The organism is Amycolatopsis sp. NPDC051372, assembly GCF_040682095.1.
Classification (GTDB): domain Bacteria; phylum Actinomycetota; class Actinomycetes; order Mycobacteriales; family Pseudonocardiaceae; genus Amycolatopsis.
Genome location: NZ_JBFBAF010000044.1, coordinates 1 through 15,747, shown reverse-complemented (window position 1 = coordinate 15,747; position 15,747 = coordinate 1). Strand labels below are relative to the sequence as shown.

Annotated in this window: 10 protein-coding genes and 1 rRNA gene; 7 read left to right on the top strand and 4 right to left on the bottom strand. The window is 70.2% G+C overall.

Features of this window, described 5'->3' with window-relative positions; genetic code table 11:
• Positions 1-19: 19 nt before the first annotated feature.
• On the bottom strand, positions 20-898 hold the full coding sequence (gene panB / locus AB0M56_RS44075; RefSeq protein ID WP_364187707.1) for a 3-methyl-2-oxobutanoate hydroxymethyltransferase: 879 nt from the start codon (positions 896-898) through the stop codon (positions 20-22).
• 240 nt (positions 899-1,138) lie between these two features.
• Between panB and lysX the strand changes: the two genes are divergently transcribed.
• From lysX to AB0M56_RS44060, 3 genes are all read left to right on the top strand, one after another.
• Positions 1,139-4,462 carry a bifunctional lysylphosphatidylglycerol synthetase/lysine--tRNA ligase LysX gene (gene lysX, locus AB0M56_RS44070; RefSeq protein ID WP_364187704.1) on the top strand — a complete coding sequence of 1,108 codons (3,324 nt, stop codon included), beginning with the start codon at positions 1,139-1,141 and terminating at the stop codon, positions 4,460-4,462.
• 71 nt (positions 4,463-4,533) lie between these two features.
• Positions 4,534-5,112, top strand: coding sequence for a hypothetical protein (locus tag AB0M56_RS44065; protein ID WP_364187701.1), 579 nt, complete (start codon positions 4,534-4,536; stop codon positions 5,110-5,112).
• A 32-nt stretch (positions 5,113-5,144) separates the two neighbouring features.
• Complete coding sequence (locus tag AB0M56_RS44060) at positions 5,145-5,678, top strand: methylated-DNA--[protein]-cysteine S-methyltransferase (RefSeq protein ID WP_364187698.1); 534 nt, start codon at positions 5,145-5,147, stop codon at positions 5,676-5,678.
• 9 nt (positions 5,679-5,687) lie between these two features.
• Here the strand turns inward: AB0M56_RS44060 and AB0M56_RS44055 are convergent, their stop codons facing one another.
• Both AB0M56_RS44055 and secA2 read right to left on the bottom strand, forming a co-directional pair.
• The gene (locus AB0M56_RS44055; RefSeq protein ID WP_364187695.1) at positions 5,688-7,409 is read right to left on the bottom strand and encodes an NAD+ synthase; all 1,722 of its coding nucleotides are present in this window, start codon (positions 7,407-7,409) and stop codon (positions 5,688-5,690) included.
• Positions 7,410-7,604: 195 nt separating this feature from the next.
• On the bottom strand, positions 7,605-9,944 hold the full coding sequence (gene secA2 / locus AB0M56_RS44050) for an accessory Sec system translocase SecA2 (protein ID WP_364187692.1): 2,340 nt from the start codon (positions 9,942-9,944) through the stop codon (positions 7,605-7,607).
• 180 nt (positions 9,945-10,124) lie between these two features.
• Here secA2 and AB0M56_RS44045 point away from each other — a divergent pair, with 180 nt between their 5' ends.
• On the top strand, positions 10,125-11,684 hold the full coding sequence (locus AB0M56_RS44045; RefSeq protein WP_364187843.1) for an alpha/beta hydrolase: 1,560 nt from the start codon (positions 10,125-10,127) through the stop codon (positions 11,682-11,684).
• 10 nt (positions 11,685-11,694) lie between these two features.
• Here the strand turns inward: AB0M56_RS44045 and AB0M56_RS44040 are convergent, their stop codons facing one another.
• The gene (locus AB0M56_RS44040) at positions 11,695-12,360 is read right to left on the bottom strand and encodes an LppX_LprAFG lipoprotein (protein WP_364187689.1); all 666 of its coding nucleotides are present in this window, start codon (positions 12,358-12,360) and stop codon (positions 11,695-11,697) included.
• A gap of 90 nt (positions 12,361-12,450) precedes the next feature.
• On the opposite strand from AB0M56_RS44040, the gene AB0M56_RS44035 reads away from it, so the two are divergent.
• The 3 genes from AB0M56_RS44035 to AB0M56_RS44025 all read left to right on the top strand — a co-directional run.
• Entirely contained in the window at positions 12,451-13,731 is a 1,281-nt protein-coding gene (locus AB0M56_RS44035) for an MFS transporter (RefSeq protein WP_364187686.1), read from the top strand.
• A gap of 76 nt (positions 13,732-13,807) precedes the next feature.
• Positions 13,808-15,151: a type I glutamate--ammonia ligase gene (gene glnA, locus AB0M56_RS44030; RefSeq protein ID WP_220246546.1), complete on the top strand. Its 1,344-nt coding sequence runs from the start codon at positions 13,808-13,810 to the stop codon at positions 15,149-15,151.
• 533 nt (positions 15,152-15,684) lie between these two features.
• Positions 15,685-15,747: ribosomal RNA gene (locus tag AB0M56_RS44025) — 16S ribosomal RNA — on the top strand; the annotation flags it as partial.

The window sequence follows — 15,747 nt, the reverse complement described above, 5'->3', positions numbered from 1 at the left end:
GCCCCGGGCCCGGGAAATCTCAGTGGAACGCGTGCTCCGGCGCCGGGAACTCCCCGCGCCGCACGTCTTCGGCGAACGCCGAAGCCGCACCCTGGAGCACGTCGGCGAGCTCGGCGTAGCGCTTCACGAACCGCGGCGCCTTGCCCCGGCGCAGCCCGGCCATGTCCTGCCACACCAGCACCTGCGCGTCGCAGTCGGGCCCGGCGCCGATGCCGACCGTGGGGATCTTCAGCTCGTGCGTCACGCGCTTCGCGGCTTCGGCGGGCACCATCTCCATCACCACCGCGAACGCGCCGGCCTCCTGCAGCGCCAGCGCGTCGGCGAGCAGCACGTCCGCCGCTTCACCGCGCCCCTGCACCCGGTAGCCGCCGAGGTTGTGTTCACTCTGCGGGGTGAATCCGATGTGCCCCATCACGGGGATGCCGGCCGACGTCAGCGCCTCGACGTGCGCGGCGAATCGGCGCCCGCCTTCCAGCTTCACGGCGTGCGCGCGGCCCTCCTTCATGAACCGCACGGACGTGGCCAGCGCCTGCTCGGGCGAGAGCTGATAGGAGCCGAACGGCAGGTCGGCCACCACGAGCGCCCGCTTCACCGAACGCGTCACGCCGCGGACCAGCGGCAGCAGCTCGTCGACCGTCACCGGCAGCGAGGTGTCGTAGCCGAACACGTTGTTGGCCGCGGAGTCGCCGACGAGCAGCACGGGGATGCCGGCCTCGTCGAAGATCTGCGCGGTGTACATGTCGTAGGCGGTGAGCATCGGCCACGGCTCGCCGCGTTCCTTCAGCTCACGCAGGTGGTGCACGCGGACCTTGCGCCCGGTCGCCGCGGGTTGCGCGGGCGCGGCGCCGGTTCCGTACGGGGCGGCCACCTCGTCGGATCCGTTCGGATTGGCAGACATCGTCGTCGACCGTCCTTCCCTCGAGGCCTCGGTGAGGTCCCCGGGTCGTGGAGCCAGAACACGTCAAAGCCTGACATGCCCGCCGGTCGGTCCCAAGGTCGTGCGATGAGCTTCACACGCGCGTGGTGTGCTCCGTCAGGAGGATCCCGGCTCAGCCTGCCGGGTGATGACTGGAGACAACCATTCGCTGTTCACTGACGTCTTTGCACCAGTCGTGAGGATCACGTGAGAAGGGCACCGATGGGAACCCCAGCGAGCGCGCGCAGGCGCATCCCCGCCTGGAAGGCCAGGGCGGGCGGCCTCGTCGCCACTGTCGTGCAGCTCGCCGCCGTCTTCTCGGTGGTGCTCCTGCTCGCCGGTGGGACCCACGGGCACCTGCTCAACGGCATCGACATGGCCTTCTCGGCCCTCAGCGTGCCGACGAGCGCGAGCCTCGTGATCGTGCTGCTGCTCGTCGTCCTCGGCGCGGCCCTGCGGCGGCGCAAGAAGGCCGCGCTCTACACGTTGCTGCTCTTCCAGGTCGGCGGGCTGCTCATCACGCTCGCGTTCCAGGCGGTGTTGCTGTGGGCACCCGACCTGCTCGCGCTCGGCCCGCGTCAGATCCGCCACATCCCGATGCAGGTCGGCTTCCTCGCGATCGCCGACGTGCTGTCCGTGCTGCTGATCTGGTTCCTGCTCGTGCTGCGCCCGGCGTTTCCCGCGCGGCTCGCGCCCGGCGCCTGGCGCGACGGGCTGGCGGTGCTCTTCGGCGGCCTGCTCGTGGTGGTCGCGCTCGGCTGGGCGCTCACCGAGGCGTTCCCCGGCACGCTCGGCGACTCGTGGGAACGGCTGGTCTGGGTGGTCAACCACGCCACCGGTGAGAACCTGCAGCTGCGCAAGATCGGCGTCGGCGAAGGCCCGGCGTGGATCGACGTGGTGCTCGACCTCGGCGCGACCTTCGTGGCCACCGGCGCGCTGTACACGCTCTTCCGCGGCGTGCGGCACCGTCGTCAGCGCACCGACGACGAAGAGTTGGCGCTGCGCCGCCTGCTCGCGGAGTTCGGCGACGACGACTCCCTCGGATACTTCGCGACGCGCCGGGACAAGAGCGTGGTCTTCTCGCCCAACGGCCGCGCGGCCGTGACCTACCGCGTGCTCGGCGGCACCAGCGTCGCCAGTGCCGACCCGATCGGCGACCCGGACGCGTGGCCCGACGCCGTGCGCGCGTGGCTCGACGAAACCCGTTCGTACGGCTGGATTCCCGGCGTCCTCGGCGCCAGCGAGCGCGGCGCGAAGGTCTACGCGGCCGCGGGCCTGCGCGCGCTGGAGATCGGCGACGAAGCCGTGCTCGACGTCCGCGAGTTCTCCCTGACCGGGCCCGAGCGCAAGTCTGTGCGCCAGGCCGTGAAGCGGATCGAACGCGCGGGTTACACCTCGCGCGTGCGCCGCCACGGCGAAATCCCCGACGACGAGATGCAGGGCCTGCTCGCGAGGGCGCAGCAGTGGCGTGGCGCGGAGTCCGAGCGCGGCTTCTCGATGGCGCTGGGCCGCCTCGGCGACGCCAGCGACGCCCGCAGCGTGATGGTCGAGGCCTACGACGGCGAAGGCGAGCTGCGCGGCCTGCTGTCCTTCGTGCCGTGGGGCCGGCGGGGCCTCTCGCTCGACCTCATGCGCCGCGACCGCGGGGCGGAAAACGGCCTCAACGAGTTCATGGTCGCCGAGGTCGTCGCGGCCGCGCAGCACCTCGGCGCGCAGCGGATCTCCCTCAACTTCGCCATGTTCCGCGCGGTCTTCGCCGAGGGCGAGCGGATCGGCGCCGGTCCCGTGCTGCGCCTGTGGCGTTCGGTGCTGGGCCTGGCGTCGCGGTTCTTCCAGCTGGAGTCGCTGTACCGCTCCAACGCGAAGTACGGCCCGGACTGGGAACCGCGCTTCCTCTGCTACTCCTCGGCCCGCCGCCTGCCGCGCGTCGGCATCGTCGCCGGTGCGCTCGAAGGGTTCGTGCCCACGGGCCGCTCGCGCGTGCTGCGGCTCGAGACGGTGAGCGACGAGTTCGTGACCGAGGTCCGGCGCATCGAGGACGGGGCCGCCCGCGTCGTCCCGAAGGCCGCGCGCCGTCCGGAGCAGGTGCGCGTGCGCGTCGCGAAGCTGGACAAACTGCGCGATCTCGGCGTGGATCCGTACCCCGTCGGCTTCAGCCGCGAAGACCTGCTGGGCGACGTCGTGAGCAAGTTCGCCGATCTGCCGGCGGATTCGCGCACCGGGCATCGCGTGCGCGTGGCCGGCCGGGTGCTCGCGCTGCGGACGCTCGGCGGGCTGTGTTTCGCGCGCATCAAGGACTTTTCGGGTGAAGTGCAGCTGATGCTCGACGCCGCGGTGCTCGACCTCTCGGGCTGGCGCACGGGCGTGGACCTCGGTGACCACGTCGGCGTGAGCGGCGAGGTGGTCACCTCGCGCCGAGGCGAGCTGTCCGTGCTCGTCGACGAGTGGACGGTCACCGCGAAGTGCCTGCACCCGTTGCCGGACAAGCGAAAGGGCCTCACCGACCCCGAGACGCGCGTGCGCCGGCGCTACCTCGACCTGGCTGTGAACCCGGAGTCGGCGCACATGCTGCGCCTGCGGTCCACGGTGGTCCGCGCGGTGCGTGAGCGGCTGCACCAGGGTGACTACCTAGAGGTCGAGACGCCGATGCTGCAGACCGTCCACGGTGGAGCCAACGCGCGGCCGTTCGTCACCCACATCAACGCCTACGACACGCGGATGTACCTGCGCATCGCGCCGGAGCTCTACCTCAAGCGCCTGTGCGTCGCCGGCGTCGAGCGCGTCTTCGAGCTCAACCGCAACTTCCGCAACGAGGGCGTCGACGCCACGCACAACCCCGAGTTCACGATGCTCGAGGCGTACCAGGCCTACGCCGACTACAACTCGATGCGCGACCTCACCCGCGAGCTGGTGCAGCACGCGGCCGAAGCGGCCTTCGGCGCGCAGATCGTGCGCCGCCACGACGCCGACGGCCACGTGACCGAGTACGACATTTCCGGCGACTGGCCGGTGATCCCCGTGCACGAGGCCGTTTCGGCGGCGCTCGGCGAGGAGATCGACTCGGGTACGTCGGTGGCCACGCTCCGGCGGCTCTGCACCGCGGCCGGTGTGCCGGTGGGGGAGGACGCCGGGCACGGTGACCTGGTGCTGAAGGCCCACGAGCACCTCGTCGAGGGCTCGACAGTGCTGCCGACCTTCTACACCGACTACCCCACGGACGTTTCGCCGCTGACCCGCCAGCACCGCCGCGACCCGCTGCTGGCCGAGCGCTGGGACCTCATCGCGTTCGGCTCGGAGGTCGGCACCGCGTACACCGAACTCACGGACCCGATCGAACAGCGCCGCCGACTGGAAGCCCAGTCACTGCGCGCCGCGAGCGGCGACGTCGAGGCGATGGAGCTCGACGAAGACTTCCTGCTCGCGCTCGAACACGGCATGCCGCCGACGGGCGGGCTCGGCCTCGGCGTCGACCGGCTGCTGATGATGCTCAGCGGCGCGTCGATCCGGCAGACGGTGCTGTTCCCGTTCGTGCGCCCGCACGCCTGAGGAACGTTGCTACCAGGGGAAAAGTGACACCTCCGCGCGCAACGTCGCACAGCTTCGCTTAGGGTGTGGGCGTGCGTGCTGCGCGACTCGCCGCGGTCGCCCTGGTCGGGCTCGGGGTGGTGGTCTATTCCGCCTGGCTGCTCGAATTCTTCCTGCCCACCGGCGTATCGCCGGCCCAGCAGACCGTCGAGGCGTTGCTGCGGGCGGTTCCGCTGTTCCGGATCACCACCGGGGTCGCGGGCTTCGCCTTCGTGCTCGCCTGCCCACCGCTGTTGCGCCTGGTGCCGGTGCACTGGACGGGTCGGGTCGCCGCGATCACGCTCGCGCTCTTCGGCCTCGTCCTGCTCGTCGACGCGCTGGTGCCGGGCACGATCGCCGCGCAGCTGCTGGAGAACCTCGCGTTTGTGGGGGGCTCGTTCAGCCTCGTGTTCTGGTGGCCGCCGCCGTGGCGCGAGTGGGCGATGGCGGGGTTCGCGCTGGTGCTCGTCACCTGGGCGCTGGTCCTCGTCGCGTCGCTGCTCGGGCCGGGACACCTGGCCGGCGTGTTCAGCCGCGTGCAGCTCGGGGTGCGGGCCGTGCTGATGGGCTCGGGCGTCGCGTACATCGTCATCAGGCCCCTGCCGCGCTTCGCTGCGCGTCCCGTTCGCTGAGTTTTGTCGGGGGTCGCTCGTACCCTGGGCCGATGACGTCCGGATACACCGTTTTCGACACGCCGCTGGGCGCGTGTGGGCTGGCCTGGCGAGAAGGGGCCATCATCGGCACCGCGCTCCCGGGCAGCTCGCCCGCGAGCACCCGGACCTTCCTCGCCCGGCGGTTCCCCGACGCCACGGAAGCGGTGCCGCCGCCGGAAATCCAGATCGCGGTCGAGCAGATCACCGCGCTGTTGTCGGGCGGCCACCCCGACCTGTCCGGCCTTCCGCTGGCGTTGGACGACGTCCCGGAGTTCAACCGCCGTGCCTACGTTGCGGCGCTGCGGATCCCACCCGGCAAAACCAAGACCTACGGCGACCTGGCCCACGAGCTCGGCCTCCCGGGCGCCGCCCAAGCCGTGGGGCAGGCCATGGGCAACAACCCGTTCCCGATCATCGTGCCGTGCCACCGCGTCCTCGCGGCCGGCGGCAAACACGGCGGCTTCTCGGCCCCGGGCGGCGTCGAGACCAAGCGGCGGATGCTCGTGATCGAAGGCGCGCTGCCCGACGAACCGACGCTTTTCTAGGCGCTGTGCTCAGGCTTCCCGCTCTCGCCAAGCGTTCGTGATCGGCAGCCGCCGGTCGCGGCCGAAGGCCTTGAACGTGATCTTCGTGCCCGGCGGGTACTGCCGGCGCTTGTACTCCGCGCGGTCGACCATCCGCACGACCCGGTCGATGGTCTCCGGCTCGAACCCGGCGGCCACGAGGTCGGCGTAGCCGCGGTCGCCCTCCACGTAGTCGTCGAGGATGTCGTCGAGCAACGCGTAGTCCGGCAGCGAGTCGGTGTCCACCTGACCGGGCGCGAGCTCGGCCGACGGTGGTTTGGTGATCGAGTTCTCCGGGATCGGCGGGGTTTCGCCGCGCTTGGCCGCCTCGTCGTTGCGCCAGCGCGCGAGCTGCCAGACGTGCGTTTTGAACACGTCCTTGATCGGCGCGAACCCGCCCACCGCGTCGCCGTAGATCGTGGAGTAGCCCACGGCCAGTTCGGTCTTGTTGCCGGTGGCGAGCACGAGGTGTCCGTCCAGGTTGGACAGTGCCATGAGGAGCATGCCGCGTGTCCGGGCTTGGATGTTCTCCTCCGCGAGCCCCAACAGCGCCAGCTGGTCCACGTAGACCTTCACCATGTCCTCGACCGGCTCCACGCGGTAGCGCGCGCCGATGCGCCGCGCGAGGTCGGCGGCGTCGTCCTTCGAGTGCGAGGACGAGTACTTCGACGGCATCGAGACGCCGTACACGTTGTCGCCGCCGAGCGCGTCGGCAGCCAGGGCCGCGCAGATCGCGGAGTCGATGCCGCCGGAGAAGCCGAAGGTCACCGACGAGAAGCCGTTCTTGTGCACGTAGTCGCGCAGCCCGGTCACGAGCGCAGACCACACCTCGGCCTCGTCCGAAAGCGGCTCGCTGATCACGGGATCCGTCAGCGGCGGGTACGCGGGCAGCGGCTCGGCGCTCAGCACGCGCCGGTGGACGTGCAGGCCCGCGAGGGCGCCGTCGCCCGCGTGGCCGCCCGAGGTCAAGTCCATGTCGACCACCAGCAGGTGCTCCACGAACTGCGGCGCCCGCGCGAGCAGTGTGCCGTCGGCGCCGACCACGAGCGAGTCGCCGTCGAACACGAGGTCGTCCTGGCCGCCGACCTGGTTCGTGTAGACCAGCGGCGCGCCGGCCTCGGCCGCGCGCCGGGCCACGAGCGGCAGCCGCTGCTCGTCCTTCGACCGCTCGTAGGGCGACGCGTTGGGCGCCACGACCAGGTCGACACCGGCCTTGCCGAGCGCGGAGATCGGGCCGCCGTCCTGCCAGATGTCCTCGCAGATCACCATGCCGATGTCGATGCCGTGCAGCCGCAGAACCTCCAGCTCCGTGCCCGGCTTGAAGTAGCGGTGCTCGTCGAACACGCCGTAGTTGGGCAGGTGGTGCTTGTACTGCTTCGCCACGATCTCGCCGCGGAACAGCGCGGCGGCCGCGTCGCGCGGGCCGGCCTCGTCGTGGTCGAGGTATCCGACGTAGGTGAGCACTTCGCCGCAGCCCGCGTCGGCCAGCCGGCGGGCCAGCTCGTCCAGCGAATTGCGAGACGCGTGCGCGAAAGTGGCCCGGAACGCCAGGTCCTCCACGGGATAACCCGTCTGGGACATCTCCGGGAACACGACGACGTGGGCACCGGCCTCGGCGGCGCGGCGGGTCCATTCGACCGTGCGCGCGGTGTTGCCGTCGAGGTCGCCGACGGTGGGGTTGACCTGGGCCAAGGCGATGCGCAGCTGCGGCATGCGGTCATTCTGACCCGGGCCCGCGCCGGGGACCGAGCGAATGTGGGCAAATCTGCACAGTCCGGCCGTGTGCCGGGGACCGAGCGAAGTTGGGCAAATCTGCACAGTCCGGCCGCGCACCTGGGGCCGAGCGAATGTGGGCAAAAAGAAACCCGGCCACCGACGTGGGTGACCGGGCTCTTCACGACTCCGGGATCAGGACTTCTTCATCCGCATCATGCTGCGCACCTTCTTCACCGTCTGCTCGAAGTCCGAGTCGAACGGGTTGTCGTGCACCAGGTAGGTCCACGTCGTGTTCGCCCGCCGCACGCCGGCGTCGGCGAGATCGATGCCGTCGTCGGTGATCTCGGCTTCCTCCAGCGTCTTCGACGCGCGCGCGGCCGACTCGGGGATGATCTTGTGGAACTCCGGGATCGCCGCACGGTGGAACTCGTCGAGCGGCGTCTCGCGGGCCAGCGCCCGCAGGTGGATGCTCTCGCGCACGTCGGTCAGGTATGCGAGGTGGTCGGACCAGAGCTGGTCGAGGTGGAACAGCACGACCTCGCGGGAGAGCTGCTCGAGCCGCTCGGTGTCGTCGAGCTTCTCCTTCACCTCGGCGAACTTCTCCGGTTGAGCCTTCTCCAGCGCCTCGGCCGCGAACGCCGTGTGCAGCACCTTGTCGCGGTGTTCCAGCAGCTCGGTGCGCTGCCGCTCGATCAGCCGCGTGTAGCGCCAGGTGTTGCGGTGGATCTCCAGGTCGACGCCCTCGGCCACGCGCTGGGCGTGATTGATCTGCCGCAGCGCCGCCGGGTCGGTGATCTCCCCGGTCTCGGTGTCGGCGTCGATGCCCTCGGGGATGTCGGGTGCGTTGGAGAGCACCAGGTCGTCGTTGAGGCTCGCGAAGAAGATCGCGCTGCCCGGGTCGCCCTGACGGCCGGACCGGCCGCGCAGCTGGCCGTCGAGGCGGCTCGACGGGTACCGCGCGGTGCCGATCACGTGCAGGCCGCCCAGCTCGGCGACCTCCTCGCGGCTCGCGCCGTCGGTGCCGCCGAGGCGGATGTCGGTACCGCGGCCGGCCATCTGCGTGGACACGGTGACCGCGCCCTTCTTGCCGGCCTCGGCGATGATCGCGGCCTCTTCGGCGTCGTTGCGCGCGTTGAGCACCACGCACGGCAGGTCGACCTTCGCGAGCTTGTCGGCCAGCTCCTCGGACTCGGCCACGTCCTGGGTGCCCACGAGGATGGGCCGCCCGGTCTCGTGCACCTTCCGGATCTCCTCCTCGATCGCGCGCAGCTTCTGCGACGGCGATCCGAAGATCCGGTCCGGAAGGTCCTCGCGGACGTTCGGGGTGTTCGGCGGGATCACCGCGACCTCGAGGCTGTAGAACTCGCGCAGCTGCTCGGCCACGGCCACGGCCGTACCGGTCATGCCCGCCACCGACGGGTAGCGCGCGAGCAGCGCCTGCACCGTGATCGAGTCGAGGATCTCGCCGCGGTCGGTGGCCGCCACCTGCTCCTTCGCCTCGACGGCGGCCTGCAGGCCGTCCGGCCAGCGCTGCAGCTCGGCGACGCGGCCGCGGGCGGCGTTGATGAGCTGCACCTTGCCGTCGCGCACGAGGTAGTCGACGTCGCGGGTGAGCAGCGCGTGGGCGTGCAGCGCGACGTTCACGGCGGCCAGGCGGTCGGAGCCCGTGTCGCCGTAGAGGTCGATGCCGCCGAGCGACTTCTCGACCACGGACGCGCCGGCGGTGGTGAGCCACGCGTTGCGGCCGTCGGTGTCGGTCTCGTAGTGGAGGCCGAGACGCAGCCGGCGCACGACCGTGGCGACCTCTTCGTCGGCGTCGTTGTGGTCGATCGAGCCGGCCATCACGAGCGGCACGCGGGCCTCGTCGACCAGCACGGAGTCGGCCTCGTCGACGATCGCCACCTCGGGCGCGGGCTGCACCAGGTCGTCGACGTCCGTCACGAGCCGGTCGCGCAGCACGTCGAAGCCGATCTCGGCCACGGCGCCGTAGGTGACCTGCTTGCCGTAGGCGTCCTTGCGCTCGTCGCGGCTGTGCGCGGGCTCGACCCAGCCGACGGTGACCGAGAGCAGGTCGTAGACGGGTTTCATCCACTCGGCGTCGCGTCGGGCGAGGTAGTCGTTGACGGTGACGACGTGCACGCGGTTGCCGCGCAGGGCGTACCCCGCGGCCGCCAGCGCTCCGGCGAGCGTCTTGCCCTCACCGGTCTCCATCTGCACCACGTGCCCTGTCAGCAGACCCATCGTGCCGAGGACCTGCACGTCGAACGCGCGCTCGCCGAGCGCACGCCGCGCGGCTTCACGGCCGAGGGCGCAGGTCTCCACCAGCTGATTGTCGTTGAACACCTTCGCGCCGCCGAGGTCCTCACGCAGCTTTTCGGCGCGTTCGGTGAGCTCGGCGTCCGAGAGCTTCTCGAGCTCGGGTTCGAGCTTCGCGACTGCGGGCAGCAGCGCTTCGTAGCGGGTCAGCTCGACGCTGCCCGGCCGCTGGATGATCCGGCGGAGCCGCTTGCCCACCCGGCTGATCAGTGCCACCCCTGGTCTCCCGTCCTGTTGCTCGTGTCTCCGACCGCCGCTGGTCCACCCGACGCTGACCTACCCAACGCGTCGGTGGTGCGTCGGAGTTCCGCCGCCGGATGGCACGATCAAACCGTGCCTCCCCTTGCCAGCGCCAGCTCTCGCGCCCACCGGATCGCCGCTCTCGCGGCGGCCGTACTGCTCGGCGGCACGCTAGCCGCGTGCGCGTCGAACGACGGTCAGGTCGCGCCCTCGCCGACCACGGAATCGCACCCGCCCGTGGGACCGGTGCCCGCGGGATTGGCGCGCTTCTACGGCCAGAGCATGACCTGGGCCGACTGCGCACCCTACGCGACCTCGGACGACGCGCAGTCCGCCTTCCGCGCGTCCGGGATCCAGTGCGCTCGGCTGACCGTCCCGCTGGACTATGACAAACCGGATGGACAGACCATCACGCTCGGCGTCCTGCGGCACAAAGCGAGCGAACCGGACGACCGCATCGGCTCGCTGGTGGTCAACCCGGGCGGTCCCGGCGCGTCCGGCATGGTCGCCGCGGCCGGCTTGATCGACCAGGTCAAGGACAACGACCTCGGCAAACGCTTCGACCTCGTCGGCTTCGACCCGCGCGGCATCGGCGCGAGCGAACCGCAGATCCGCTGCCTCACCGACAGCGAGCGCGACGCGGACCGCGCCGACGACAGCGAAACCGACGGCACGCCCGCCGGCGTCGCGAAGCAGGAGACACAGGAAAAGGACTTCGCCGCCAAGTGCGCCCAGCGCACGAAACTCGGCGACGACATGCTCGAACACGTCGGCACCCGCGACGGCGCGAAGGATCTCGACGTCCTTCGGTCCGTGCTCGGCGACGAGAAGCTGACCTACCTCGGCTACTCCTACGGCACCCTCCTCGGCTCGACCTACGCCGAGGACTTCCCGCGCAACGTCCGCGCGCTCGTGCTCGACGGCGCCGTCGACCCGACGCAGGACCCGGAAGACTCCCTCGTCGCGCAGGGCCAGGGCTTCGGCGTCGCGTTCGGTGAGTTCGCGAAATGGTGTGCCGCTCGGCAGGATTGCGCGCTCGGCAACAACGCGGCTGCGGCGACGAAGGCGTTCCAGGACCTGACCCGGCCGCTGATCGACTTCCCGGTGCCGGTGGGCGACGGGCGCAAGCTGTCGTACGAGGACGCCACCACCGGCGCCATCCAGGCGCTCTACCAGAAGAACCTCTGGGAGTACCTCAACACGGGCCTCAACGAGCTGCGCAACCAGCGCGGCGCCACGCTCGAACAGCTCGCCGACATCTACAACGAGCGCGGCCCCGACGGGCGCTACGGCACCACGCAGGACGCCTTCACCGCGATCCGCTGCGTCGACGACCCGCGCGTCACGGACCCCAAGACGATCCTCGACGCGCAGCAGAAGTACGAGCAGGTGGCGCCGTTCCTCGACGACGGCCGCCCAGCCAGCTCCGCGCGCGACGCGTGCGCCTTCTGGCCCGTGCCGAACACCATGACGCCACACGAGCCGCAGGTCGAAGGGCTGCCCAAGACGCTCACGATCTCGACGACCAACGACCCGGCCACGCCGTACCAGGCGGGTGTGAACCTCGCGAAGGCGCTGAAGGGCGCGTTGCTCACCTTCGAGGGCACGCAGCACACGGCGTTCCTGCAGGGCAACGCGTGCGTGGACAAGGCCGGAATCGCCTACCTCGTCGACGGCACGGTGCCGGCCGACGGGACGCGTTGCGCGGGTAGCTAGGCGGCTGTGATCAGGTCAGGGGAGCCGGGATGGGCTGGTTCTCGTTCGAGAGCGTGACCTCGAACATCACCGGGCTGTCCTTCTCCGTCGCGGGCGGGACCTGCAGCCAGAACCGGGCGAACCGCCGCGGCTGGGCGGCGGTGACCCACACCTTCACGTTCACGTCCGAGTGAATCTGGGGGAGCAGCCGCGTGGCCACCTTCTCGGGCAGGACCCCGCCGACGCGGTAGGTGTCGAGGCCGTGCACGGGCTCGCGGGTCTCGGTCTGCGGGTTGCCGAGTGAGCTGAGCAGGTGCGCGAGCCCGCTGTCGGGGCCGAGGAAATCTCCGACGGTGAACGTCGCCGGGCCCGACCAGGTCGCGCCGGTGCTGTCGTGCGTCGTGGCGTGGGTGCCGTCGAGGACGAACGAGAGCTTCCGGTCGCTCGTGGCGTTCTCCAGCTCGGCGGTGCCGGCCGCGTGGCCGCCGTCGTCGAGCGTCGCGTCGCCGTCGACGGTGCTCAGCGGCAGGCCGGGCAGCACGCCGTTCACGACCACGGAGAAGTGCAGGCTGCGCACGCCGGCGAAGTTCGCTCCGGCCGCGCCGAGCAGGTCACCGGCCGGAGGCAGCGAGGGCGCTGTGCACCCACCGACGAGTCCGAGGAGCAGCAGCGCCGGCAGGAAGCGTCGGCAGCGCATGGCGGTGAGACTACCCGTGGCCCGATCCTTTCGGACGGTGTCCTTCAAGCCACTGTCCAGGACGTCGAAGGCGAATCAGACTCATCTCCCGTGACCGTCGAGACTCGTACCGCGCCCCGCGTACACCGAGCCTGGTTCGTGGCCGCGGCCGCGTTCATCGCGCTGCTGGCCGCGGCCGGGTTCCGCGCCGCGCCGAGCGTGCTGATCGACCCGCTGCACGAGGAGTTCGGCTGGTCCCGCGCGACCATCGGGCTGGCGGTCTCCGCCAACCTCGTGCTCTACGGCGTCTTCGCGCCCTTCGCGGCCGCGTTGATGGAGCGCTTCGGCATCCGCCGCGTCGCCGCGACCGCGTTGTTCGTGGTCGCGCTCGGGGCCGGCGGCACGGTGTTCATGAGCACGAGCTGGGAGCTCATCCTGTGCTGGGGCGTGCTCGTCGGCGCCGGCACGGGTTCGATGGCCATGAGCTTCGCCGCGACCGTCACCACGCGCTGGTTCGTGCGCCACCGCGGCGCCGTGACCGGCATCCTCACCGCGGCCGGCTCGACGGGTCAGCTCGTGTTCCTCCCCGTGGTCGCCATGCTGGCCGTGAACGACGGCTGGCGCACGGCGTCGCTGGTCATCGCCATCGCGGCGCTCGCGGTGGTCCCCGTCGTGCTGCTCGTGGTGCGCGACCACCCGGCCGACCTGGACACCGTCGCCTACGGCGCGCCGGAGGGCACCGAGGTGGCCCACCCGGAGGTCAAGCGCGGTTCGGCGGGCCGGGCGATCAGCGTGCTGTTCCAGGCGATGCGGTCACGCTCGTTCTGGCTGCTGGCCGTCGGCTTCGCGATCTGCGGAGCGACCACCAACGGCCTGGTCGGCACCCACTTCGTGCCGGCCGCGCACGACCACGGCATGCCGCAGACCACCGCGGCGAGCCTGCTCGCGCTCGTCGGCGTGTTCGACGTGGTGGGGACGGTCGTGTCGGGCTGGCTCACCGACCGCGTCGACCCGCGCATCCTGCTCGCCGTGTACTACGCGCTGCGCGGTCTCTCGCTCGCGTTGCTGCCGCAGCTGCTCACCGACTCCGTGCAGCCCAGCATGTGGGCGTTCATCCTTTTCTACGGTCTCGACTGGGTCGCCACGGTCCCGCCGACGGTTGCGCTCTGCATCCGCTCCTTCGGCGAGGCCGGCCCGATCGTGTTCGGCTGGGTCTTCGCGTGCCACCAGCTGGGCGCCGCGTTCGCGGCTTCCGCAGCCGGCGCCGTGCGCGATCAGCTGGGCGACTACGCCCTGGCCTGGTACGTGGCGGCGGGCCTCGCGGTGGTCGCCTCGATCGCGTCGGTGTCGATCACCCGATCCGGGAAACGCGAGCTCACGTTCGTGGCCTGAGGAGAGTTCGCGCATTGTGGACACTTCCGGCGCGTCGTGAAACATGTCGTTAACACGCCGTCGTTAGGGTGCGGCCATGGATCGCCAGCAGGAATTCGTGCTCCGGACCTTGGAAGAGCGCGACATCCGTTTCGTCCGGCTCTGGTTCACCGATGTGCTGGGGTTCCTCAAGTCCGTCGCGGTCGCGCCGGCCGAGCTCGAGGGCGCGTTCAGCGAGGGGATCGGCTTCGACGGCTCCGCCATCGAGGGCTTCGCGCGCGTCTACGAGTCAGACATGGTCGCGAAGCCGGACCCGTCGACGTTCCAGGTGCTCCCGTGGGAGACGCCGGACGGCGGCCCGTACTCCGCGCGCATGTTCTGCGACATCGCGATGCCCGACGGCTCGCCGTCGTGGGCCGACCCGCGCCACGTGCTGCGTCGCCAGCTCTCGAAGGCCGGTGAAGCGGGCTTCACGTGCTACGTGCACCCGGAGATCGAGTTCTTCCTCCTGGCCAACCTGCCCGACGACGGCAGCGAACCCGAGCCCGCGGACAACGGTGGGTACTTCGACCAGGCCAGCCACGCCACGGCCACGCACTTCCGCCGCCACGCCATCGAGACGCTCGAGGCGATGGGCATCTCCGTCGAGTTCAGCCACCACGAGGGTGCGCCCGGCCAGCAGGAGATCGACCTGCGGTACGCCGACGCCCTCACCATGGCCGACAACGTGATGACGTTCCGGTACGTCGTGAAGGAGGTCGCGCTGACGCAGGGCGTGCGCGCGACGTTCATGCCGAAGCCGTTCACGGACCAGCCGGGCTCGGGCATGCACACGCACGTGAGCCTGTTCGAAGGCGACCGCAACGCGTTCTACGACGCGGAGGACCCGTACGAGCTCTCCGCCACGGGGAAGGCCTTCGTCGCCGGGCTGCTGCACCACGCGAAGGAGATCTCCGCGGTCACCAACCAGTGGGTGAACTCGTACAAACGCCTGATCAGCGGTAGTGAAGCGCCGACGACGGTGTCGTGGGGCCGTGCCAATCGCTCCGCGTTGGTGCGGGTGCCGATGTACTCACCCGGCAAGGCATCCTCCCGGCGGGTGGAGATCCGCACCCTGGATTCGGCGTGCAACCCGTACCTGGCGTACTCGGTGATCCTCGCCGCCGGCCTCAAGGGCATCGAAAAGGGTTACGAGCTTCCGCCGCCCGCGGAGGACAACATCTGGCAGCTGTCGGAGTCCGAGCGCCGTGCCGCGGGGTACGCGCAGCTGCCGCAGAACCTCGGGGAGGCGCTCGCGGAGATGGAGCGCTCCGAGCTGCTGCCTGACGCGCTGGGGGAGCACGTCTACGACTTCTTCCTCCGGAACAAGCATGCCGAGTGGGACAACTACCGAAGTGCCGTGACGCCGTACGAGCTGCGGACGTTGCTGCCGGTCCTCTGACCCCGGCGCTGTTCGAATCCGGCTCCCTTGCCCTGCCTTCGTGGCGGGCGGGGGAGCCGGTTCTCGTTTCCGGCCGGCCGCCCGTTGCCGTCGGTAGCCGTGCGCACGGGGTCGAATCGGCCTCTGACCTGCGGATATGTCGTTAAGTGACCCCCCTGTTTTCGGGCCGTTGCGGGGCATGTAATCTTCTCTTCGTCGCCAGGAACACCGGGCCGGCGGGGCCGAAAGCCCCACGGGAACGGGGCGCCAGGGCCGAGCGGGTTGACACCGCGAAACGGACCAGGTAATGTTCAGCGTCGGCCCACGAGCGGCCGCCGAGCTTCTGCGAGCTACTTGCAGGTGTCGGCATGCTCGACCAAATAGCTTGAAACAACGCGGTGATCTGGTTTGCCTGCTGGGTGGGCTGGGTTGAGGTGTGTTGCTTGAGAACTCAACAGTGTGCTAGTGAACTAAGCCAGTAGAGCTTATATGTAACCTCGTATGAGGTTCCTTTGAGAAATCTAGATTGAGAGTAGTCTCGATCAAACTATTCATTGTTGGAGAGTTTGATCCTGGCTCAGGACGAACGCTGGCGGCGTGCTTAACACATGCAAGTC